Origin of the sequence: Frateuria defendens (genome assembly GCF_001182895.1) — a bacterium.
In the GTDB taxonomy this organism is placed as follows: Bacteria; Pseudomonadota; Gammaproteobacteria; order Xanthomonadales; family Rhodanobacteraceae; genus Frateuria_B; species Frateuria_B defendens.
This window is the reverse complement of record NZ_LFQR01000144.1, coordinates 1-22,259: the sequence shown is the minus strand read 5'-3', so window position 1 is coordinate 22,259 and position 22,259 is coordinate 1. Positions and strand designations below refer to the sequence as shown.

The window sequence follows — 22,259 nt, the reverse complement described above, 5'->3', positions numbered from 1 at the left end:
CTGTTCAAGGCCTGCCACCGGCGCCCTCCCCTGCGCGTCGGGGAGGGTCGACGGGCCTCTCCCTGGCAAGCAAGGGGAGGCGGGGACAGCGTCAATGGCCAGGGTTTGAACGGCCGCTCACGCCGGAGGCGGCGCGTCCGGGTGCGGATGCGCCGCCGCGTCCAGCACCGCGGCGGTATCGCGCCGCGCGCGCCGCAGCGCCACCAGCGCGCGCAGGTTGCGCTCCATCTCGGCGAGCGTGATCGGGAAGAAATCGTCCTCGGCCTCGCTGGCCGACCAGCCGCGGATGCGCCGCGCATCGGCCGCCACGTCGACGGCGCGCAGCGCCTCGTCCACCTCGCCCGGCGACAGCTCGGCAAGCTCGCCGATCAGCCGCCACAGCCAGTTCATGCGCTGCGGGTCGCAGGCCCGGTTCGGCGGGCGGCGGTAGCCGTGTTCACTGGACTCGTCGGTCATGGCGAATGCCCTCGCGCATCGGGAACGGCACGGCCGATTCTACGGCGGACCGGGCGGGCGCCGCGCGACGGCGGACGCCACGCGGGATGTCAGCGCGGGCGCGGCGGCGGAAAGGCCAGCACCTGGGCGGTGTAGGTTTCCACCAGCGCGGCGAACGGGCGCTGCGCCTGGTCATAGAGCACCGCGCGATGCTGCAGCACGTGCGCCGGCACCACCAGCGGCCCGCCGGTGCCGGCCGGCGGCGCCCCGCGCTGCATCTCCCAGCCCGCCGGCAGCGGCGACCACAGCAGCTCGGCCGACAGCGTGCGGCGGCGGAAGTGCAGCGGCGCCACCACCTTGCCGAAGGGCACGTCCGAATGCTCCAGCGCCGCGTTCATGTCGGCGGTGAGGCGCGCGGGCACGTACCAGTTGTCCGCCTCCGACAGCACGTGCCCGCCGCAGCGCAGCTGCACGCGGCGGTAGCGCACCGGCTCGTCGGCGCCGATCTGCAGCTGCTCGCGCGCCTCCGCCGGCAGCGGCGCCTGCGCGTCGGCGACGCGCTCGGCCACGATCCTGGCCTGCGGCGCGAGCGCGTGCGCGCCGCACCAGCGCTCCAGCGTCAGCGTGGCGCTGTCGTGGCTGAGCAGGTCGGCGTTGAGCGTTTCGAGCAGGGCCAGCGCCTCCACCCTCGATGCGAAATCGCCGGGCCAGGTGACCATGCCGCTACCTGCCGCCGCCGCGGCGAGCGGCGCACAGCACAGCGTCGAAAGAAGGGCTCGCCATCGCATGGGCATTCATCTGCGGCCGGTGTCGGTGGGGTTGGACGGGTCGATGCGCGTCATGCCGTTATGCTAGCGGAGTCGCCGGGGCGGCGCGGCCAGCTTGATACGTCGCCGCCTTGCTCGAAGCGTGGCGTTGCTCTGGCCGGCCCTTTGGGCCGGCCAGACGGCGACGGGGCATCAACAGGCTTCAACAACGCAGCACGTTTTCCCTCGCGACCGCCAACAGGTAGAACTAAGGATCTCAAAGCCCCTTCGCCGCCTGCGCCACCGCGCGGAACAGCGCGCGACCCTTGTTCATCGTCTCCTCCCACTCGGCGGCGGGGTCGGAGTCGTAGACGATGCCGGCGCCGGCCTGCACGTGCAGGCGGCCGTCCTGGATCACCGCGGTGCGGATGGCGATGGCGGTGTCGGCGTCACCCCACCAGCCGATCCAGCCGATCGCGCCGGCGTAGATGTTGCGCTTGTAGGGTTCCAGCTCCTGGATGATCTCGATGGCGCGGATCTTGGGCGCGCCGGAGAGCGTGCCGGCCGGGAAGGTGGCCTTGAGCACGTCCATGTAGGACAGCCCCGGCTTCGCCCTGCCCTGCACCTGCGAGACGATGTGCATCACGTGCGAGTAGCGCTCGACCACGAAGGACTCGCCCACCTCCACGCTGCCGGTCTCGCTGATGCGGCCAATGTCGTTGCGGCCGAGGTCGATCAGCATGACGTGCTCGGCGCGCTCCTTGGGGTCGGCCAGCAGTTCGGTCTCCAGCGCGAGATCCTCCTCCACCGTGCGGCCGCGCGGGCGGGTGCCGGCGATCGGGCGCACCATCACGGAGCCGTCCTTCATGCGGGCGAGGATCTCCGGCGAGGAGCCGACGATCTGCGTGCCGCCCAGGTCCACGAAGTACATGTAGGGCGAGGGGTTCATCGCGCGCAGCGCGCGGTACACGTCCACCGGCCGCGCGTTGAAGCGCACGCTGAGCCGCTGCGAGGGCACCACCTGGAACACGTCGCCGGCGCGGATGTATTCCTTGGCGCGCTCCACCATCGCCTCGAACTCCTCGCGGGTGAAGGAGGACTTGAAGTCGCCCTCGTCCAGCGCCGTGGAAGGGCCCGGCGGCGGGTAGCCCGCGCCGCCCTGGCGCAGGCGGTGCACCAGCGCGTCCAGCCGCCGCTGCGCCAGCGCGTAGGCCTGCGGCTGCGCGGGGTCGGCGTGCACGATCAGGTACAGCCGGCCCTTGAGGTTGTCGAACACCGCCACTTCCTCGGCCAGCATCAGCAGCACGTCGGGCGTGCCCAGCTCGTCGGGGCGGTCCCACTGCGCCAGGCGCGGCTCGATGTAGCCTACCGTCTCGAAGCCGAAGTAGCCGACCAGGCCGCCGGTGAACAGCGGCAGGTCGGGCAGGCGCGGCACGTCGTACTGCTGGCGCAGGCGCTCGATCTCGGCCAGCGGGTCGTCCAGGTGACGGCGCTCGATCACCTCGCCCGCGTCCTCCACCTCCAGTTCGTGGCCGCGCAGGCGGTACACGCGGCGGGCCGGCAGGCCGATCATCGAATAGCGCCCCCAGGTGGCGCCGCCCTCGACCGATTCAAACAGGAAGGTGTACGGGCCGTCGGCGAGCTTGAGGTACACCGACAGCGGCGTGTCGAGATCGGAGAACACCTCGCGCACCAGCGGGATGCGGGTGTGGCCCTGCGCGGCAAGGGCGTCGAATGTGTCGCGGGAGATCACGTTGCGGTCATCGGTTGCGGAACTTGGGATCGTGCACGATAGCAGCCAAGCGGCCGCTTGCGCTGCCGTGCGACGCGGCGGCCGCGCTGCGCCGCGAGCCTGACGCCGCCCAAGCCCCCTCTGTAGGAGCGCCTGCGCGCGACCGCTGCCGCGCAGACGCTCCCGACTCCCGATTCCCTTAGCTCACAACCGCTGCCGCGGCATGTGCTGCAGGATCAGGCTGAAGGCCACGCCGCCGCCCGCCTCGAGGTTGCGGGCCGCCGCCACGCCGCCGTGGCGCTCGGCCACCAGGCGCACCACGTAGAGGCCCAGCCCCAGGTGCGGCGCCTCGCCCGGCGTGGCCTTGGCGCGCAGGCTGACCAGCGAGTCGAACAGCCGCCCCTGCATCGCGGCGGGCAGCGGCGGGCCCTGGTTGGCCAGCTCGATCTCCGCGCCGCCCTCGCGCGGGCGCAGGCTGAGGCGCAACCAGCCGTCGGACGGGGTGAAGGAGAGCGCGTTGTCGAACAGCTTGTCCAGCGCCTGCGCGATCAGTTCGGGCGCGCAGTGCATGGGCAGTGGCGCCGCCGGCAGCTCGCAGTCGAGCGCTCGCGCGCCGGCCAGCGGCCGGTAGGCCTCGGCGCAGCCGCGCACCACCTCGCGCAGGTCCACGTCCTCCGGCTCGGCGGCGGCGATGGCGCGCTCCATGCGGCTGGCCTCGCTCATCGCGCGCACCAGGGTGCCCAGGCGCGCCACGCCGTCGCGGGCGCGGTCGAGGTAGGGCTGCGCCTCGGCCGGCAGCGCGGCCTGGCCGTGCTCGAGGTTGTCCAGCGAGGATTTGACGATCGCCAGCGGCGTGCTCAACTCGTGCGAGAGCTTGGAGGCCAGCGTGCGCAGGTAGTCGGTATAGCCGCCCACCGCCTCGAACAGCTTGGCGAAGCTGCGGGCGAGATCGCCCAGTTCGTCCTCGGCCTCGGTCATCGGGAACTTGCCCTGGGCGAACAGGCCGTCCAGACGTCCATCGTTGAGCGTGGCGCGCTCGGCCGCGTCGCGCAGGCGGCCCAGGCGCAGGCTGAGCCGAGTGGCGAAGGCGAGCAGGATGCCGCCGGCCACCAGCAGCACGCCGAAGCTGGTCAGCAGCAGGCCGAACAGCGCGCGGTTGGCGAGCAGCGGCACCGCGCGGCTGGACTGCTCCAGCAGCAGCACGCCGCGCGGCGCCTGCGGCGGCCCCACCGGCACCGCCGCGGCCAGCACCACGCTGGCGCGCGTCTCGCCCTCGCGCCAGGCGGTGGCCGGCTGGCCGGCGCGGGCGCGGGCGACTTCCGGCAGGTCCAAGCGCGGCACGTCCTGCGACCACGGCTCGGCGTCGCCCACCCGCGCGGCCAGCAAGGCGCGGTAGACGAGCGCGGCGAACCAGCCGGGCTGCGCGCCGCCGGGGTCGAGGCGGCCCAGCTGCCCGCTGCGCGCCAGCAGCCAGCCCTGCGGCGCCAGCAGCCGCGCCTGGGCGCCGTCGGGCGCGAGCTGGGCCAGCTCCTTCGCCAGCGCGGTCGAGTAGCGCCACAGCGGCCGGCTGTCGGCGGCCAGCGGATCGGGATCGGACATGCCGCCGTCGTGGACGCCCACGCCGAGCCGCGTGAGGGCCAGCTCGCGCGGCAGGCGCAGTTCCACCTGGTAGCCGCTGCCGTCTTCCTGCCATTGCGCAACGAGCAGCGAGGGCAGGCCCTCCGCCGGCGGGTCGAGCAGGCGCGCGGTGGCCGGCCCCGGCGCGGCGCTGGCGATCAGGTAGCGCTGGCGCTGGCCGTCGCGCTCGAGCGCCACGACCAGGTGATCGGCGCGCAGCGCATTGGCGTCCTGCGCGTCGGCGCGCACGCGATGGGTGCCGCGCACCTGCGCGTAGAGGTAGAGCCCGTCCGCATCCTCCGCCAGCAGCAGCTTGGCGTGCGTGCCCAGCGGCTGGCTCCACGGCGTGAGCGGCGCCCAGTCGTCGCCGTAGCCGTCCACGGTGATCGGGTTGGCCGCCGCCTGCACGTACCAGCCCTGGCCGCCCGCCGGCAGCGCCGCGTCGCCCACCGCCAGCCCGCGCGCCACCGCCCGCGCCGAGGCCACCAGCGCCTGCGCCTGGCCCTCGCGCAGCAGCGTCTCCATCTGCCGCACGTACAGCCAGCCGGCCACCGGCAAGGCCAGCGTGCACAGGGCGACGAGGAGGAGCTTGCGGCGCAGGGACATGGGTTTGGAGCAGGGAATAGGGAGTCGGGAATGGAGAATAGTGGGCTACGCGGGCCTTGAGCGGCACCGCCCGGCATGGCCGCCTATCTCCTATTCCCTGTTCTCCATTCCCGATTCCCGGCTCCCAGCCATCACGGCCGCCAGCGATAGCCCACGCCGTGCACCGTCTCGATGGCGTCGAACGCGGGCGCCACGGCGATGAACTTCTTGCGGATGCGCTTGATGTGCGAGGTGATGGTGGCGTCGTCCACCACCAGTTCGGCCTCGCGCATCAGCTGGTCGCGGTTCTTCACGTGGCCGGGGAAGCGCACCAGGGTGTGCACCATCCAGAACTCGGTGACGGTGAGCGGCACTTCCTCGCCGTTCCAGCTGATGCGCATGCGCTCGGATTCGAGCTTGAGCGGGCCGTGCTCGATCACCGTCTCGCTGGCCGCCGGCGCCTTCAGCGACTCGATGCGGCGGAACAGCGCGGCGATGCGCGCGGCCAGCTGGTGCAGGCTGGTGTCCTTGCTGAGGTAGTCGTCCGCGCCCAGGCGCAGGCCGGAGATCACGTCGAAATCCGAATCGCGCGCGGTGAGGAAGATGATCGGCAGCGTCGCCGACCTTGCGCGCAGCTCGCGGCAGAGGTCGAAGCCGCCCTCCGGCTCGTCGCCCAGCCCGATGTCGATGATCACCAGCTCCGGCAGCCGCGAGGCGAAGGCGTTGGAGGCCTCCTGCCGCGAGCCGTAGCCGCGGGTGTCGTAGCCGAAGCGGTTGAGCGCCTCGACGTAGTTGGCGCGGATCAGCGGTTCGTCCTCGACGATGGCGATGTGGCGGCCCATGGGTTCCTCCGGATGCGGCTGGCGCGCAGCGTGCTATGCGCCATGCGCCCCGCGCAAGCCGCAGCCCGGATTTGCCCGCGCTTTGCCACATGCCGCCCGCGCGGCGCCCGCGGCGGGCGCGCTTCACTTCGACGGCGTAGCCGCCACCGGCTGCAGGGCACCGACGCTGACGTGGCCGCTCCAGCCTTCGAACAGGCGGTCGGCATATGCATCCACCTTTTTGGCGGCGAAGCTGACCGGCATGGAGCCGAAGCAACTGGTCGCGTCGGGGCTGCGAAAATCCATCGGCACGAGTTGAGCGGTGGTCAGGCCGGCGATGCATACCTGCGCCCCGTAGACATCGTTGCGCACCAGTTCCTCGCGGGCGTGGCGGTAACGCCGCTCGGCGCGCCGCGCCGCGTAGTCGTCGCCGTATTGCGGCTTCATCGCCTTCCACAGGGCGTCGGCGCGGGTGCGCTCCGCGGGGCTGGCCTTGTCCCAGGCCGAGCGGAAGATCGCCACGTAGGCCGGGTCGTGGCGTTCGGCGGCCAGGCCCAGCCAGGCGAGGCCAAGCGGCCGGTCCGCCGGCACCACGTCGCCCTTGAAATACCCCACGCCCAGGGTGAGCTGCGCAGCCTTGCTGCCCCAGCCCGCGGCAGTCTGCAGCATGTCGATGCCGCGATTGTCGTGATTGCGGGCCAGGTCGCGAGCACCCACGCAGTAGTAGTAGGCACCGGGCAGGAAACGCTCCAGGCCGGATGGGCATTGCAGGCTGCGAGCCTCTTCGAGCTTGGCTTCCTCCGCCGCGGCCGCTACGGCGGATGTCTCGGCCGCCGCCTGCGGCATCGAAACCGCCCTCGCGACCGTCCCGCTTCCTGCCCAGACCACGACCGCCAGCACCACCACGCACCACACCTGGCTTACGTTCACATTCATAAACCAACCTCGATTCCGATCCATGGGAACCGCCATGCCGCGCCATTGCAGGGCGCCAAGCGGCGTTGCATCGACTATAGGCCAGCTGGCGAGCTGTCGCGCATGCGGGCCCGGTCCGTTCAGTTTTTTCTTGCGTGGGAGCGGTCGTGCCCAGGGAACCATTCCGGCACCGACCGGTCTGATTTCTCGGCAGGCGTCGCATCCATTGCCGTGGAAGGCGTCCGCCGCTCCGGCGTGCTCTTTGCCGTGGCGGCTGGCGTTGGTGGCGCCTGCCAGGTGGTCTCCTCACGCGTCGTTCCGACAGCGTCTTATCCCGGCGTGGCTTGCCGCGCCGGGGTTTCTTTGAGCGGGAGTCCGGCGCACGCCTGCGCGGCCTGCCCCCGTTTCGCCATGATTTCGTCAGCGCCCTGCCCGCAACGGGCCGCAGACGCGCTCCGCCGCGCGCTTCCATGGACGCCCCCTATGGTCGGACGCACGACGATGGCAACCCCCGACAAGACTTCCCTCGACCCCAATGCCGAGCTGCGCGGCTTCGAGCCCCTGCGGGTCGCGCTGGCGATCGGCGCCCTGCTGCTCGGGCTGATGCTGGGCCTCCACTGATCGCCGGCGCCCCGCAAGCACGTGCGACGGCGCGCTCGCTATAGTCGATCCACCTCGAAGCGAGAACGCGCCATGCTGCAACGGACTGCCGCCCTGCCCCTCCTCCTCGCCGCCGCCCTGGCCATCGGCTGGTCGCCCGGCACGCCGGCGGCCACCGCCGACGCCGCCGCGCCGAGCGACGCCGACCTCGCCGGCAAGACCTGCTCGATCAGCGAGGAGCGCTTCCTGCCCGCCGACTACTACTACTGCCTCGCCGCGCAGACCTACGGCCAGGGCCGCTACCGCGAGGCGCAGCGCTTCTTCGCCACCGCAGCCGGCTGGGCCAGCAAGCCGGCGCAGTACGTGCTGGGCGTGATGGCGCTCCATGGCGATCACCAGCCGGCCAACCGGCCGCTCGCGCTGGCCTGGCTGGCGCTGGCGGCGGAGCGGCACCGCGAGGATTTCGAGGCGGCCTACCGCGCGGCCTACGCCAGCGCCTCGCCGACGGAGCGGGCGCAGGCCGACACCCTGCTCGGCACGATGCGGGCCACCTACGGCGACGACGTCGCCGCCACGCGCGCCGAGCGGCGCTACCGCGACGGCATGGCGGCGATCGAGCATGCCGACCGGCTGAACAGCATCCATTGCCTATCCGGTATCGAGACCGGCGGACGCTCGGCGGTCAACAGCAGCAACCCCGCCGCCTCGTCCGTCGCCTGCGCGCAGGTTCCCCAACTCACTCAGGTCATCGATCGCACCGCCGCCGAGGTCTTCGACGGCTGGTCCGGCCACGTCAGCGTCGGCCCGCTGCAGCAGGCCGGCACGGCGGCGCCGGCGGGCCCGCAGGCGCATTAACGCCGCCGGCGGGTATCGGCCGAAGTTCAACCCTCGGCGCGGCGGCGCAGTGCCTCGATCACCGTGCGGTAATCGGGCGCGTTGAAGATGGCCGAGCCGGCCACGAAGGTGTCCGCGCCGGCCGCCGCGATGGCGGCGATGTTGTCCAGGCCCACGCCGCCGTCCACCTCCAGGCGGATGTCGCGGCCGCTCTCGTCGATGCGCCGGCGCACTTGGCGGATCTTCTCCAATGCGGAGGGGATGAACTTCTGCCCGCCGAAGCCCGGGTTCACCGACATGATCAGCACCAGGTCGAGCTTGTCCATCACGTGGTCGAGCCAATTGAGCGGCGTGGCCGGGTTGAACACCAGGCCCGCGGCGCAGCCCGCCTCGTGGATGGCGCCGAGGGTGCGGTCCACGTGCTCGCTGGCCTCCGGGTGGAAGCTGATGCGGCTGGCGCCGGCCTTGGCGAAGTCGGGCACGAGGCGGTCCACCGGCTTCACCATCAGGTGCACGTCGATCGGCGCGGCGATGCCGTAGTCGCGCAGTGCCTTGAGCACCATCGGGCCGATGGTGAGGTTAGGCACGTAGTGGTTGTCCATCACGTCGAAGTGCACCCAGTCGCCGCCGGCGGCGAGCACCTTCTCGGTGTCCTCGCCCAGGCGGGCGAAGTCGGCGGAGAGGATGGAAGGAGCGATGACGGTCGATTGCTTGGCCATAGACGGAAACCTGCTTCGGTGGGAGCGCACTCGCGCGCGACGGACATTCCTCGAATGACTCCGGCGACAGCCGCCGGGCGGCACGCAAGCGCGTCCTCCCATGGCCGCCACGACCGCCTCGCGCGCACGCCGCGCCCGCGAGGCGGGTTATTTCAGGCCCCGCTCCGCCTTGATCCGCTCGTAGGCCGCGTTGATCTCGCTGGCGCGCGCCTCGGCGCGCTTGCGCATGTCCTCGGGCAGGTCGCCGAGGCGGTCGGGGTGATGCTCGGAAATCAGTTTGCGGTAGGCGCGCTTGATCGTGCGCTCGTCCGCGTCGCGGGTGATGCCCAGCACCGCGTAGGGATCGGGCCCCTGCGGCGCGCGGCGCGGCGGCGCGTAGCTGCCGCCCTGGCCGCGCGGGCCGGCCTGCCAGGCGTAGCCCTTCATCGCCATCATCGCCATCAGCTCCATGTCGCTGATGCGCAGGGCGAAGGCGAGCTGGCGCAGGATCGCCATCTTGGACGGCGAGGGCTGGCCCTCGGCCAGCACCGTCTCGATCACCACGTCGAGCACGGGGAAGGCGTGGTCGCGGCGCATGCCGGCCCACACGCGCAGTTCCTCGATGGGGCCGCCGACGTCGAACTCCGGCTGCTTGCCGCTGTTGAAGCTGGCGATGGCCTGGCGGCGCTGCTCGCCGTCCAGGCCCATGCGCGACATCAGCCGCTCGGCCACGGCGATCTCCGCCTCCGACACGCGCCCGTCGGACTTGGCGATGGCGCCCAGCAGCGCGAACAGCGGCCCCACGAAGCCGCCCGCCACCGGCGCCGCGCGCTGGCGCTGGCTCTGCCGCAGGCTGTCGAAGACGAAGCCGATGATCGCGCCCACCAGCGCGCCCGCCAGGCTGTGGCCGAACACCAGGCCGAGCAGGGCCATGAACAGCGTGGAGGAATAGTTCATGGCTGCACCTTGGGCGCCTGGGCGCTGTACCAGCGGGCCAGCGCGTCGAGGTCGGCCTCGCTCACCGGGCCGAGCGCGGCGCGCATCAGCGGCACGTCGCGACGGCCGTCGCGGTATTGCGCGAGCGCGGCGCGCAGGTAGTCGAGCTTCTGCCCGGCGAGGTTGGGCGCGCCGGGCATCTGCGCCTGGCCGGTCTCGCCGTGGCAGGCCGCGCACAGGCCCAGCCGGGCGGGCCGGGGCGGCGCATCGGCGGCGTGCAGGGTCGCGGCGGGCGAGGAAGCGGCCAGCAATGCCGCGATCAATACGTTGCGCATCGGCGATACATGGGGTCGAAGGCCTGCCATTCTAGCAGTGCCGCATGGCGCGGCCGCCCGCGCCACGGCGCTGGCGCCGGCCGCAGTCGCTAGAATAGGCGTTTCTGTCCACGCCTCCGGAAGCCGCCGTGCCCACCACCCTGCTGCAATCGAACCTGCCCGGCCTCGAGCTGATCCACCGCGGCAAGGTGCGCGACGTCTACGCGCTCTCCGGCAACCGTCTGCTGATCGTGGCCACCGACCGCCTCTCCGCCTTCGACGTGGTGCTGCCCGACCCGATCCCCGGCAAGGGCGAGATGCTCACCCAGATCTCCAACTTCTGGTTCGGCAAGACCGCGCACATCGTGCCCAACCACCTGCTCGACGTGCCGCTGGCCGAGGTGCTACCCGCAGGCACCGACCTGGCGCTGTACGAGAAGCGCGCGGTGGTGGCCCGGCGCCTGAAGCCGGTGCCGGTGGAGGCGATCGCGCGCGGCTACCTGATCGGCTCGGGCTGGAAGGACTACCAGGCCACCGGCGCGCTGTGCGGCATCGCCCTGCCGGCGGGCCTGCGCCAGGCCGAGCGGTTGCCGGCGCCGATCTTCACCCCCTCGACCAAGGCCGCCGTGGGCGACCACGACGAGAACGTGAGCTTCGACGCGGTGGTGGCCGCGGTGGGCGCGGATCTCGCGGCACAAGTGCGCGAGGCCACCCTCGCCATCTACCAGTGGGCGGCGGCCTATGCGGCCGAGCGCGGCATCCTCATCGCCGACACCAAGTTCGAGTTCGGCACCGACGAGGACGGCCGGCTCTACGTGATGGACGAGATGCTCACGCCCGACTCCTCGCGCTTCTGGCCGGCGGACGAATACCGCGTGGGCATCAGCCCGCCCAGCTACGACAAGCAGTTCGTGCGCGACTACCTGGAGACGCTGGACTGGAACAAGCAGGCGCCCGGCCCGCGCGTGCCCGCCGCCGTGATCGCCGGCACCGCCTCCAAGTACGCCGAGGCCCTGCAGCGGCTGGCCGGCATCAAGCTGGACTGAAGCGCTCCGCCACGCACGGCGGCGTGCCGCGGTGCAGCTTGCCTCGCGCCGCGCGGGGTCGCTGAATCCGGCCATGGGCGCGCCGAGCGCCCGCCGCCCTGGAGAACGCCATGCGCACCATGCAGGACTGGCTGGACAGCTACAGCCGCGACCACCAGCACCCCACCAACCAGTTGCTGCACTGGATCTGCGTGCCGCTGATCGTGTGGTGCGTGGTGGCGCTGCTGTGGAGCGTGCCGGTGCCGGTCGCCTTCGCCAGGCCGGGCGCCTGGGCGGTGCTGGCGATGTTCCTCGCCTTCGTGTGGTACTGGCGGCATTCGCACCGGCTGGGCCTCGCCCTGCTTGTCGCCTTCGTGGTGCTGGCGCTGCTCACCGCCGCCTTGTTCCATGCGCTGGGCGCGGCGAACCTGCGCTGGCTGGCACTGGCGGTGTTCGTGCTGGCGTGGATCGGGCAGTTCGTCGGCCATGCGATCGAGGGGCGGCGGCCGAGCTTTCTCACCGATCTCTCCTACCTGCTGATCGGCCCGGCATGGCTGATGGAGAAGCTGCTGCGCCGGCTCGGCCTCGGCCCCGAATCCCACGCATGAGCGCCTTGCTCGCGTGGCTCAGCATGCTGCTCTGGTGGGTGCTTTACAGCTCGCTGGCTGCGCTCGGCTCCGCATTGGTCGCCTGGGTCGTGCTGCGCTGGGCCGAGCGCTGCAACGTGGTGTTCAACCGCGTGTACCTCGCCTGCCTGGTGTGGAGCCTGCTGGGCGCGTTGCTCTTGGGCGGCGTGGCGGCGTACGAGGGCCGGCTGCATCCGCCCTACGGCGCGCTGCTCGCCTCCGCGCCGCTGCGACTCGCGCTGGCGGCCGACATGCTGCTCGGCGCCATGCTGCTGTGGCGACTGGTGCCGCGCGCCGATGCACGACGCATCCGCTTCGCCGGCGCCTGCATGGCGGTGGCGGTGATCGCGGTGGTCGGCTTCGGCGCCCTCACCAGCCTGGCCTGAGCGGCGAGGCGCCCAGGCGAGCCCCGCAGCGGGACGCGCCGTCGAACTCTCGCAGACGCGCGGCCGCCGGCCCGGCCACGCCCGCGATCTCGCCGCCTGCGACACGCATCCGGCATAAGCTGCAGGCTCGGAGCATGTGATGACCCTGCGCAGCCTTTTCGTCGACTTCAACAGCTACTTCGCCTCGGTCGAGCAGCACGAGGAGCCGTCGCTGCGCGGCCGCCCGGTGGGCGTGGTGCCGGTGCTGGCCGACACCACCTGCCTGATCGCCGCCAGCTACGAGGCCAAGGCCCACGGCGTGGGCACCGGCACGCTGGTGCGCGAGGCGCGGCGGCTGTGCCCGGATCTGGTGATCCGCCCCGCGCGGCCGGCGCGCTACGTGGCCTGGCACAAGGTCTTGTACGAGGCGATCGAGCGCGCCATCCCGATCGAATACGCCGGCTCCATCGACGAGGTGGCCTGCGAGCTGGTCGGCCGCCAGCGCGAGCGCGCGGCGGCGGAGGCCATCGCGCGGCAGGTGAAGGCGGAGATCGCCCGGGTCGCCCCCGGCGGCGCGATCCGCTGCTCGATCGGCATCGCGCCCAACGCTTTTCTCGCCAAGACCGCCTCGGACATGGTCAAGCCCGACGGCCTCACCGTGATCGAGCAGGCCGAGCTGCCGCACGCCCTGCACCGGCTGGCGCTGCGCGACCTGTGCGGCATCGGCCCGTCGATGGAGCGGCGCCTCAACGAGCACCGCATCTTCACCGTGGCCCAGCTCACCGCCGCCGACAAGCACCTGCTGCGCCACGCCTGGGGCAGCATCGAGGGCGAGCGGATGTGGGGCCTGCTGCGCGGCGCCTGGCTGCCGCAGCGGGACAGCGTGCGCGCCTCGATGGGCCACTCGCACGTGCTCGGCCCGGCGCTGCGCACGCCCGGCGGCGCCCGCTCGGTGCTGCGCAAGCTGCTGGTGAAGGCAGCCATGCGCCTGCGCCGCGACGACCTGCTGGCCGGCGCGCTGGCGGTGCGCATCCGCTTCGTGGGCCACGAGGAGCGCTACGCCGCCGACCTCGCCTTCGACCCCACCGACGACAGCCGCAGCCTGCTGCACCTGCTCGCCCAGGCGCTGGGCGTGCCGCGCGGCCTGCCCGGTCCGCCGCGGGCGACGCCGCTGTCGGTCAGCGTGACGCTGTACCGGCTGGTCGAGCGCGCGCAGAGCAGCGGCTCGCTGTTCGCGCCGCCGGAGGCGAACCGCAGGCTCGACGCGGTGATCGACCGCATCAACGGCAAGTTCGGCCACAACAAGGTCTACTTTGGCGGCATGCAGGAGGCGCTGGCGCACGACGCCGCGCCGATGCGCATCCCCTTCAACCGCATCCCCGACGCCGACAGCGAGCAGGAGGCCGAACTCAACCCGCTGTGGCTGGAGCGGCTGAACCAGTTCAAGGCGATGGCGGAGGATGCCCATCGCCAGCCCGCGGGGCGGCACGTGCCGCCCCGGCGCGATCGCTAGCGCCTGCGCGCGGCCGGGCGGCCTGCGCCGGCCAGTCATCGAAAAAGTCTATCGCCCCGATCCAAACAATCGACTGGCCCCGGCCGGGGGCCGCCGCCATGATGCGCGCACCTGCCCGGAGTGCTCGCCATGCTCAAGCGCCTCAGTCTCGCGACCCAACACTGGGGCGCCCACTTCGCCAACCACTACCTGGTCACCCAGAGCGTGGCCGCCAGCGGCGCGATGACCCTGGCCGAACCGCTGATCCAGGCCGCCAGCCATTACCTGCGCACGCGGCGGCCCATGGTGGCGGGCCGCTGCCGCCACCACTGACCGGCTGCGCGCCGCACGCATCCCGAAACCGGCGACCCGAGCCGGCGGATGCCCTGGTCACCTCCATAAAAAAACAGCGCGGGCATCGATCGCCGATGCCCGCGCTGTCGGCTTCGCTGCCGGCTACGGCACCCGCAAGGCCACCGTGGCCGCATCGAGCTGCGCCGCCGCCGCGTCCACCGCCTGGGCGGTGCGCGCCACCGCGGCGCGGGCGTCGTCCCAGCGGTGCTGGTCGATGGCGTCGCCGATCGCCGGCAGCGTCGCCACGTCGTAGCCCTCCTGCAGGCTCGGCGCCTGCAGCAGGTGGCGATACCAGGGCCGGCCGGGCAGGCCCTCGCCCAGCAGCGACGGTTCCACCGCACGCAGGGCGGCGTTGGTCCTGCGCAGCGACGCGGCGCCCGGCGAATCCGTGGCGGCCTGCTTGGCATAGGCCTCGTCGTAGGCCGCCGCGCTCGCCGCGAGACGCCGCAGGGCCGTGCGCAGCGCGCTCAGGTCGATCGCGGGCACGTCCGCCGCCAGCCGCGCCGGCTCGCCCTGCCCGCGCCAGCTCACCGCCGCCAGCGCATAGGCGTGCGCGTCGAGCAGCGCGTTACGGCGCTTCGCCTTTTCGCCCAGCGAACGGTTGTGGGCGGCGAGCGCGTCGATGGCCTTGCCGAGCGAGGCGGCCTGAGCGGCGTAGTCCCACGGCAGCAGGTCGGCGTTGGCGGCGCGCAGCACGAGGCGCGCGTCGGTCTTGGCCAGGGCGGCGATGTACTTGAGGCCCGGGTCGCCGAAGCGCTGGTAGTGGCTGTAGCTGTCGTAGAGCGAGTGGTAGACCGGCACGCTCTCCTCGTCGCCGTCGCGGTCGTAGCCGTAGCGCAGGTGCAGCGAGGGCACGCCGAGGTGGTCGGCGAAGGCGACGAAGTCCGAGCCGGTGCCGAGCGGGGTCAGCGGCGGATCGGCCGCCGGCGCCGGGGCGTTCTTCTCCGCCGCCACCACTGCGCGCCGTGCGCGCAGGCGTTCGCCCACGCTGGCACCGGTTTCCGGGTCGCGGATGTCCGCGGCCACGCCGTCGACCAGCCGCGTCAGCGCGGGATTGCCCGCGGCGCTCAGGTAGCCGCGGCTGGTGGTGTCGTTGTTGAGGTAGAGCACCGCCTTGCGGCGCAGTTCCTCCGCGTGCTTGTCGGCCCAGGCGCGCGAGCCGAGGATGCCCAGCTCCTCGCCGTCCCAGCTGGCGAAGACCAGGCTGCGCTTCGGCTTCACGCCCTGCCGGTACAGCTCGCCCAGCGCCTTGGCCTCGGCCAGCAGCGCGGTGGTGCCGGCGAGCGGATCCCAGGCGCCCAGCACCCAGGCGTCGTGGTGCACGCCGCGCAGCACCCACTGGTCCGGCTGCTCGCTGCCGCGCAGGGTGGCGATCACGTCGTACAGCGTCTGCCACTGCCATTGCGAATGGACGGCCAAACGCGCACGCGCCTCCGCGCCGCCGCCGATGTGGTAAGCGAACGGCAGGCCGCCCTGCCAGCGCGCCGGCACCTGCGGGCCGCCGAGCGCTCTGAGAAAGACTTCGGCGTCGCCGTAGCCGATGGTGGCGACGGGGATCGACAGGCCCGGCAGCTTCCTCGAAGCCTGGATGCGCGCGCCGGCCTTGGCGTCCAGCGTGTCGTCGATGCCCAGCGTGCCGCGCTGGATGGTGCGCGGCGTGCGCCAGGCGCCCTTGGGGTAGACGTCGCCCTTGCTGTAGCCGTCCTCGATCGGGTCGGAGAAGATCACGATGCCCACCGCGCCATGCTTCTCCGCCAGCCGCGGCTTCACCCAGCGCCCGGCGCCGCTGGAACGCACCAGCACGATCTTGCCCTTCGCGTCGAGCCCCTGCCGCGCCAGTTCGTCGTAGTCGGCCGAGAGGCCCTGGTTCACGTAGATCAGCGGCGCGCTGGCCTCGCCATCCGGGCTGTAGGCCTCCATGCCCGGCAGCACGCCCTTGGCCGCGCTGTCCGGGTCGCCCTCGACCGCCGGCTCGGTGAAGTCGGCGGCGTAGGGCTTCGCGCCCAGCAGCTCGAAACGCTGCCGGTCCGGGTAGGCCACCAGCACGCGGAAGGTCTCGATGCGCACGTCCCAGCCGAACTGGCGCAGCTGCGCGGCGATGAAGTCCGCGTTGGCCTTGTTGTGCGCCGAGCCGATGTGGTTGGGCGCGGCGGTGAGGTGGCGCAGCCAGCCGTCCAGGTCGGCGCCGTCGATGGCGCCGTCCACGCGCTGCTCCAGCGCGCGCTCGGCCTCGCCGTGCGCGCCGAGGAAGCCGTACAGCGGCGCGTTGCCGGCGCCATCCGCCGCCGCGGGCAAAGCCGCCGCGGCGGTGAGCCCCGCGGCCAGCGCCAGCGACGCCAGCCGTGCGTTCAATCGCATCATGGTTGTATCAATCCCAGTGGTAGGTGGCGCTGGCGTAGTAGTAGGCGCCGTTCCAGCTCATGGGCGAGAACAGGCTGTACTTGAAGTTGCCGTTGGTGGAGTTGGCGTAGATCACCCGCCCCGGTCGCGCATTGGTCACGTTGTCGCCGCCTACGGTGAACGTCCAGCGATCCAGGTTGTAGTCCAGCGCGAGGTCCAGCGTCCAGCGCGCAGGGAAGGTCTGGTCCAGCTGCGCGCCGCTGTTGCTGTAGACGGTGTACCAGCCGTAGCGGTTGAGGTTGGCGTGCGCGGCCCAGCGCTGGTGCAGGTAGTCGAGGCCCAGATCGAGCTTGCTGCGCGGGTTGGTGTCGCCCAGCAGGCCCAGCCGCTCGCGCCGCTCCACGCGCTGCACCGGCACGCCCAGCTCGGTGAGGATGGCCGGGTTGGGCTTTACCTTGAGCACCTTGTTCTCGTTGTAGGCGGCGCTCAGCGTGGTGTTGAGGCGATCGCCGTTGGCGAAGCTGAAGCCGTACTGGCTCACCAGGTCGATGCCGCGCGTGCGCGTGTTCACCGCGTTGGTGAAATAGCGCAGCGACTGGTAGTTGGCGTCGATGTCGTTGGCGGCGAGGTAGGCCGACACCGCCGGCGAGTTCACCGGGATGTTGGAGGAGAGGTTGATGCGGTTGGTGATCTTGATCCAGTAGATGTCGGCGCTGAGGTGCCAGTCGTCCACCGGGTTGAGCACCACGCCCAGCGTGGCGCTGCGCGATTTCTCCGGCTTCAGTTTCTCCGCGCCGAGCAGCTTCGCCACCGGCGCATCCACCGGGAAGGTGCCCGACTGCACCAGCACCTGGCCGTGGCCGAGGTCCTGCAGTTGGTTGGAGATGTCCGCGTAGTGCTGCTGCACCAGCGTGGGCGCGCGGAAGCCCGTCGCCAGCGTGCCCCGTACCGCCACGCGCGGCGTGAAGTCGAAGCGGCCCGACAGCGAGCCGGAGGTGGTGGTGCCGAAGTCGCTGTAGTCCTCGTGGCGGCCCGCCGCCGACACCGCGAAGCGATCGGTGAGGTTGGTCTCCAGGTCCACGTATTCGGCCACGTCGTGGCGCTGCCACTTGCCCGAAAGGTCGCCGGTGATGCCGCCGTTGGGCCCGTACTGCGAGTACTGGTCGCCCGGCGTCACCTGGTAGCTCTGGCGCAGGTACTCGGCGCCGAAGGCCACCGACACCGGGTTGGGCAGCCAGCCGGGGTTGAACTCCTTGCTGAGGTCGAGGTTCACCACGTCCTGCGAGGTCTTGTAGCTGGCGCCCTCGATGAAGAACGGCGTGTAGCCGTAGGCGCGGTACCAGTCCGCATTGATCTGCTCGAAGCGCGAGCGGTAGCGGCTGCGGCCGTAGTTGAGCGAGAAGTCGTAGTGCCAGCCGTCGCCCACCTCGCCGCGCACGCCGCCGACCAGCGAGATGTCGTCCACGACCGGCACCGCCAGCGGCAGGTAGCCGTTCGGGTAGATCGAGCGCACGTTGGTCGAGTCGTTGCGGTGGCGGTAGAGCAGTGCGCTCTCGTCACGGTCGCGGCGGTACAGCGCGAAGCCGTACAGCTCCACCGCCTTGCTGAAGTCGTACTCCGCGTTGAGGCCGAGCTTGGTCGACTTCACCGCCGGGTCGCCGAGGCGATAGACCTTCTGGCCGTAGGTGCTGCCCACCGCCGAGGCGCCGAGGTCGCGGCCGGCACGGTTGGTGTAGTCGTTGTTGTCGAACTCCGCAGTGGCGCGCACGAAGCCCTTCTCGCCCAGCTTGAAGCCGACGTTGCCGGTGAGCTGGCGCTGCAGGCCGTCGCCCTTGCTGTAGCCGCCGAACTTGGCGCCGAGGCTGCCGCCCTCGCCGCCCTTCTTGAGGATGATGTTGACCACGCCGCCGATGGCGTCGGAGCCATAGCGCGCCGAGGCGCCGTCGCGCAGCACCTCGATGCGCTCGATGGCCGAGATCGGGATCGCATTGAGATCGACGGGATTCGCGCCGCGGCCGATCGCGCCGCCGAGGTTGAGGAACGAGCCGGCATGCTGGCGCTTGCCGTCGATCAGCACCAGCACCTGGTCGGGCGAGAGGCCGCGCAGGGTCACCGGGCGCACCACTTCGGCGCCGCTGATGGTGGTGGGCTGCGGGAAGCTGATCGAGGGCACCAGCCGCGCCAGCGCGGCGCCGAGCAGGGTGGTGCCGAACTGCTGCAGCTGTTCGGGCGTGATCACGTCGACCGGCTGCAGCGAGCTGCTCACGGTGCGCTCGGTGTTGCGCGTGCCGGTGACGATCACCGTGTCGAGCTGCTTGGTGTGGCCCTCGCCGGCCGGCGCCTGCTGCGCCAGCGCCGGTGCGCCGGCCGCGACGGCCAGCGCGGCGGCGATCCAGCGCGCCAGCGGGCGGGACGGCGGAATGCGGTGCGACTTCATGGAAACTCCTTGGCTACGACATGGAAGGGAACGCTACCGGTCGAAGTCGGGAAACAAAAAACCCGCGTCGGTTCGACCGGCGCGGGTTTCGGAAACGGGAAAGAACGGCGGCGCTCAGCCTGCCATCGCTTCCACGTGCTCGCCGCGCACGCATGCACACGGACAACAACAGTTGCCGGCGGAGCGGATGACGCGGGGCATAAAAAGCTTCATGGTCGGGCAACCCTAATCAATCGCCAACCTCATGTAAAGGAATTTTTCACGCTTGCGGCCATTTGTGTATGGACGTCCAGACGTCCAGCCACCCTCATCGCCCATTCGCCGGGAACGGGCGCGCGCGTCACGTCGCGGACTGCCGCTCCAGCCAGCGCCAGCCGTAATACACCGGCACGCCCAACGCGATGATCAGCAGGCTCATGCCGGCATTGCGCAGCTCGGTGATGGCGGTGGCGGCGATCACCGCGAGCACCGTCGTCACGAACAGCAGCGGCAGCCAGGGATAGAACGGCACCCGATACGGTGAAGGCTGCTCGGCCAGATGCCGCCGGTACCAGAACAGCGTGGCGATGCCCGCGGCGTGCCCCAGCCATTCGCCCACCGTGGTGTAGTCGAGCAACTGGCCGAAGCTGCCCGAGAGCGTGAGCACGATCGCCCAGGCGCCCAGCGTGGCCAGCGCCACCTGCGGCGCGCGGCTCTGCGGGTCGATGCGGCCCACCGCGGAGAAGAACATACCGTCCGCGCCCATCGTCTGCAGCACGCGCGCGCCGCCGGCGATGGCGATGTTGCAGTAGCCGAAAGTAGAACAGGCGATGCCGAGCGCGATCAGCGTGGCGCCCGGCGTGCCGAACAGCCGCTGCACCAGGTCCGCCGCCGGCGCGTGGCTGGCGGCGAGCCCGCTGTGGCCGAGCCCGGCGAGGTAGGCGAAGTTGGCCAGCACGTAGCAGATCATCACCCCCAGCATGCCCATGCCCAGGGCGCGGGGCAGGGTGCGCTGCGGTTCGCGCACCTCGCCGGCCAGGTCGTTGAGGTAGTGGAAGCCGCCGTAGGTGAACATCACCGGCAACAGCGCGCCGAACAGCGCATTCGGCGGCACGCTGCGCCCCGGTTCCGGCTCCAGTACCAGCCCGAGGTGACCGCGCGCCAGCACCAGGCCCACCACCACCAGCAACGCGATCGCCGACAGCTTGAGCACGGTGAAGATGTTCTGTACCCAGGCGCCGGCGCGGATGCCGAACAGGTTAACCCCGACGATGAAGCAGATCGCCCCCACCGCCACGGGTTTGATGAAGATCGCGGAAAGGCCGAGCGCGGTGCAGAAGTAGTCGGCGAAGGTGGTGGCCACCGCGGCCACGCTGCCGGGGTAGTTGATCAGCGCCATGGTCCAGCCGAACAGGAACGCCGGCAGCTGGCCGAAGGCCTCGCGCAGGTAGATGTAGGTGCCGCCCGCCTGCGGGCGCCGTGCGCCCAGCTCCGCGTAGCACAGCACGCCGGCCAGCGTGAGCAGGCCGCCCAGCGTCCACAGGGTCAGCAACTGCGTGCCCGAGCCGGTGCGCTCGGCGATGGTCGCCGGGGTGCGGAAAATGCCGGCACCGATCACGCCGCCGATCACGATCATCGCCGCGTCCCAGGTTCCGAGGCGGCGCAGGTAGGTGGGACGGGAGGGGGCGGTGCTCATGGCCGGCGTCGGTTCCTCGGGGCAATGCCCCGAACGATAGCGTGAGTCGGTGCGTATCGGGATGTTCTTCGTGTGGCGCCATGGCCGCCGATGCGATCCGGTGACCCGGGCGCACAGCTTCGGGCCGTGCCCGGATCGATCGGTGCCGCTGACGCACGCATCGGTTTACGGGGACTCTGCCACCCTGCCGGCAGTGGTGTTGCCGGCGACATGGCGATGGCCGGACGAGGCCGCGCTTCCCGCCTCGTGCAGGACATGGCGTGATGCCCGTCCATAACCGGCTGCGGCCCATTCATTGCCAGGGGCCGATGCCGTAAAGCCGTTCCGCTCCGTATCGGACCGCTGCGCATGGTTTGGAGCGAGCCGTTTTCCGACCCTCCCCTTCACGCACGCCATACCGTCCGGCTGGACACGTCCCACCTCGAGGCCAGGCCGCGATAACGCACCGCCCTGGACGGCCGACTAGAATCACTCCCACCCTGCCCTGTTCCGAACGGCGTGCCGTACCCAGACCGAAAAATCGTGCACATCGACATGGATGCGTTCTACGCATCGGTGGAGCAGCGGGACGACCCGGCCCTGCGCGGCCGGCCCGTCGTCGTGGCCTGGCGCGGTGCGCGCTCGGTGGTCTGCGCGGCCAGCTACGAGGCACGCAAGTTCGGTGTGCACTCGGCCATGCCGGCGGTGCGTGCCGAACGCCTGTGCCCGCAGGCGATCTTCGTCCCGCCGGACTTCTCCCGCTACAAGGCCGTCTCCAGGCAGATTCGTGCCATCTTCGCCCGCCATACCGACCTGATCGAACCGCTGTCACTGGACGAAGCCTATCTCGACGTCACCGTCACCAAGACCGGGCTGCCCTCCGCGACGGCCACCGCCGAGGCCATCCGCGCCGCCATCCGGGAAGAAACGCAGCTGACGGCCTCGGCCGGCGTCGCGCCGAACAAGTTCCTCGCCAAGATCGCCTCCGATTGGCGCAAACCGGATGGGCTGTTCGTCGTCCGCCCCGCGCAGGTCGAGGCCTTTCTCACACCCCTGCCGGTCGGGCGCCTTCCCGGCGTCGGCAAGGTGATGGAGGCGCGTCTGGCCGAACTCGGCATCGCCACCGTCGGCGACCTCCGTGCACTGGGCATGATCGAACTGGAGCGCCGCTTCGGCCGCTGGGGACATCGCCTGCACGAGCTTTCGCGGGGATTCGACGAGCATCCCGTGCAGCCCGACCGGCCCAGCCTGCAGATCTCTTCCGAAGACACGCTCGAGCAGGACGTGCCGCTCGAGCAACTCCAACCGCATGTCGTGCGGCTGGCCGGGAAAACCTGGGCCGCCTACCAGCGCGAAAGCGATCGTGTCGCACGCACCATCGTACTCAAGCTCAAGACCTCGGATTTCCGGACCCTCACGCGCAGCCTCACGCCGCGCGTCCTGCCCGCTTCCGCGAGCGAGTTGGCCGAGCTCGCCTGGGGCCTTCACCTGCGCGTCGACCTGCCGGCCGGAACACGCTACCGCCTGGTCGGCGTCGGCCTCGCCGGCCTCGTCGACCGGGACAACCACGTGGCGCAGAGCGAGCTTTTCGATATGGCGGTGGCGCCGTCGTAATCGCGGTAATCGCAACAATCATCGAATCATCGCGCCGCAGGTCCAAGTTAGGTAGAGCACTGATCGGCGCGAGCGCCCTCGTGCCGATGCGCCTATTGCTACGAACAAGATGCGCTGCT

At 71.3% G+C, this 22,259-nt stretch carries 19 protein-coding genes; 7 read left to right on the top strand and 12 right to left on the bottom strand.

Translation table 11 applies throughout. The features are described from left to right. Window positions 1-117: 117 nt before the first annotated feature. The 6 genes from ACH65_RS16430 to ACH65_RS16405 form a co-directional block, all read right to left on the bottom strand. Entirely contained in the window at window positions 118-456 is a 339-nt protein-coding gene (locus ACH65_RS16430) for a hypothetical protein (protein WP_049623709.1), read from the bottom strand. Window positions 457-545: 89 nt separating this feature from the next. Then, the gene (locus ACH65_RS16425) at window positions 546-1,154 is read right to left on the bottom strand and encodes a hypothetical protein (RefSeq protein ID WP_237561550.1); all 609 of its coding nucleotides are present in this window, start codon (window positions 1,152-1,154) and stop codon (window positions 546-548) included. 304 nt (window positions 1,155-1,458) lie between these two features. Then, window positions 1,459-2,934 carry an anthranilate synthase component I gene (gene trpE / locus ACH65_RS16420; protein ID WP_049623707.1) on the bottom strand — a complete coding sequence of 492 codons (1,476 nt, stop codon included), beginning with the start codon at window positions 2,932-2,934 and terminating at the stop codon, window positions 1,459-1,461. 183 nt (window positions 2,935-3,117) lie between these two features. Then, window positions 3,118-5,136 carry an ATP-binding protein gene (locus tag ACH65_RS16415; protein WP_049623706.1) on the bottom strand — a complete coding sequence of 673 codons (2,019 nt, stop codon included), beginning with the start codon at window positions 5,134-5,136 and terminating at the stop codon, window positions 3,118-3,120. A gap of 131 nt (window positions 5,137-5,267) precedes the next feature. Continuing rightward, complete coding sequence (gene pdsR, locus ACH65_RS16410) at window positions 5,268-5,957, bottom strand: proteobacterial dedicated sortase system response regulator (RefSeq protein ID WP_049623705.1); 690 nt, start codon at window positions 5,955-5,957, stop codon at window positions 5,268-5,270. A gap of 123 nt (window positions 5,958-6,080) precedes the next feature. After that, window positions 6,081-6,872, bottom strand: a complete 792-nt coding sequence (locus ACH65_RS16405) for an SEL1-like repeat protein (protein ID WP_153242648.1) — start codon at window positions 6,870-6,872, stop codon at window positions 6,081-6,083. Window positions 6,873-7,544: 672 nt separating this feature from the next. On the opposite strand from ACH65_RS16405, the gene ACH65_RS16400 reads away from it, so the two are divergent. Continuing rightward, window positions 7,545-8,306 carry a hypothetical protein gene (locus tag ACH65_RS16400; protein WP_049623703.1) on the top strand — a complete coding sequence of 254 codons (762 nt, stop codon included), beginning with the start codon at window positions 7,545-7,547 and terminating at the stop codon, window positions 8,304-8,306. Between the two features lie 26 nt (window positions 8,307-8,332). Here ACH65_RS16400 and rpe read toward each other — a convergent pair whose 3' ends face one another. The 3 genes from rpe to ACH65_RS16385 all read right to left on the bottom strand — a co-directional run bounded on the left by rpe (window position 8,333) and on the right by ACH65_RS16385 (window position 10,254). Then, entirely contained in the window at window positions 8,333-9,004 is a 672-nt protein-coding gene (gene rpe, locus ACH65_RS16395) for a ribulose-phosphate 3-epimerase (protein WP_049623702.1), read from the bottom strand. 147 nt (window positions 9,005-9,151) lie between these two features. Beyond that, entirely contained in the window at window positions 9,152-9,940 is a 789-nt protein-coding gene (gene djlA / locus ACH65_RS16390; RefSeq protein ID WP_049623701.1) for a co-chaperone DjlA, read from the bottom strand. Then, window positions 9,937-10,254 (bottom strand): c-type cytochrome, encoded by a 318-nt coding sequence (locus tag ACH65_RS16385; RefSeq protein WP_049623700.1) that lies wholly within the window; start codon window positions 10,252-10,254, stop codon window positions 9,937-9,939. The genes djlA and ACH65_RS16385 overlap by 4 nt, the downstream gene beginning before the upstream one ends. Before the next feature lie 128 nt (window positions 10,255-10,382). Here ACH65_RS16385 and ACH65_RS16380 point away from each other — a divergent pair, with 128 nt between their 5' ends. From ACH65_RS16380 to ACH65_RS16360, 5 genes are all read left to right on the top strand, one after another. Next, window positions 10,383-11,279, top strand: coding sequence for a phosphoribosylaminoimidazolesuccinocarboxamide synthase (locus tag ACH65_RS16380; protein WP_049623699.1), 897 nt, complete (start codon window positions 10,383-10,385; stop codon window positions 11,277-11,279). A 110-nt stretch (window positions 11,280-11,389) separates the two neighbouring features. After that, on the top strand, window positions 11,390-11,866 hold the full coding sequence (locus ACH65_RS16375) for an Mpo1 family 2-hydroxy fatty acid dioxygenase (RefSeq protein WP_049623698.1): 477 nt from the start codon (window positions 11,390-11,392) through the stop codon (window positions 11,864-11,866). After that, a complete protein-coding gene (locus ACH65_RS16370; protein ID WP_049623697.1) occupies window positions 11,863-12,270 on the top strand; it encodes a hypothetical protein in 408 nt (135 codons plus the stop codon). The genes ACH65_RS16375 and ACH65_RS16370 overlap by 4 nt, the downstream gene beginning before the upstream one ends. 139 nt (window positions 12,271-12,409) lie before the next feature. Next, on the top strand, window positions 12,410-13,762 hold the full coding sequence (locus tag ACH65_RS16365; RefSeq protein ID WP_049623696.1) for a DNA polymerase Y family protein: 1,353 nt from the start codon (window positions 12,410-12,412) through the stop codon (window positions 13,760-13,762). A gap of 129 nt (window positions 13,763-13,891) precedes the next feature. Next, the gene (locus tag ACH65_RS16360) at window positions 13,892-14,074 is read left to right on the top strand and encodes a DUF2061 domain-containing protein (RefSeq protein WP_049623695.1); all 183 of its coding nucleotides are present in this window, start codon (window positions 13,892-13,894) and stop codon (window positions 14,072-14,074) included. Between the two features lie 123 nt (window positions 14,075-14,197). On the opposite strand, the gene ACH65_RS16355 is transcribed toward ACH65_RS16360, so the two are convergent. The 3 genes from ACH65_RS16355 to ACH65_RS16345 all read right to left on the bottom strand — a co-directional run bounded on the left by ACH65_RS16355 (window position 14,198) and on the right by ACH65_RS16345 (window position 20,547). Next, on the bottom strand, window positions 14,198-16,456 hold the full coding sequence (locus tag ACH65_RS16355; RefSeq protein ID WP_082190379.1) for a transferrin receptor-like dimerization domain-containing protein: 2,259 nt from the start codon (window positions 16,454-16,456) through the stop codon (window positions 14,198-14,200). Between the two features lie 7 nt (window positions 16,457-16,463). Beyond that, on the bottom strand, window positions 16,464-18,872 hold the full coding sequence (locus ACH65_RS16350; RefSeq protein WP_049623693.1) for a TonB-dependent receptor plug domain-containing protein: 2,409 nt from the start codon (window positions 18,870-18,872) through the stop codon (window positions 16,464-16,466). A gap of 340 nt (window positions 18,873-19,212) precedes the next feature. Beyond that, the gene (locus ACH65_RS16345) at window positions 19,213-20,547 is read right to left on the bottom strand and encodes an APC family permease (RefSeq protein ID WP_049623692.1); all 1,335 of its coding nucleotides are present in this window, start codon (window positions 20,545-20,547) and stop codon (window positions 19,213-19,215) included. Window positions 20,548-21,045: 498 nt separating this feature from the next. Here ACH65_RS16345 and dinB point away from each other — a divergent pair, with 498 nt between their 5' ends. Next, window positions 21,046-22,140: a DNA polymerase IV gene (gene dinB, locus ACH65_RS16340; RefSeq protein WP_082190378.1), complete on the top strand. Its 1,095-nt coding sequence runs from the start codon at window positions 21,046-21,048 to the stop codon at window positions 22,138-22,140. The last annotated feature ends 119 nt before the right edge of the window (window positions 22,141-22,259 follow it).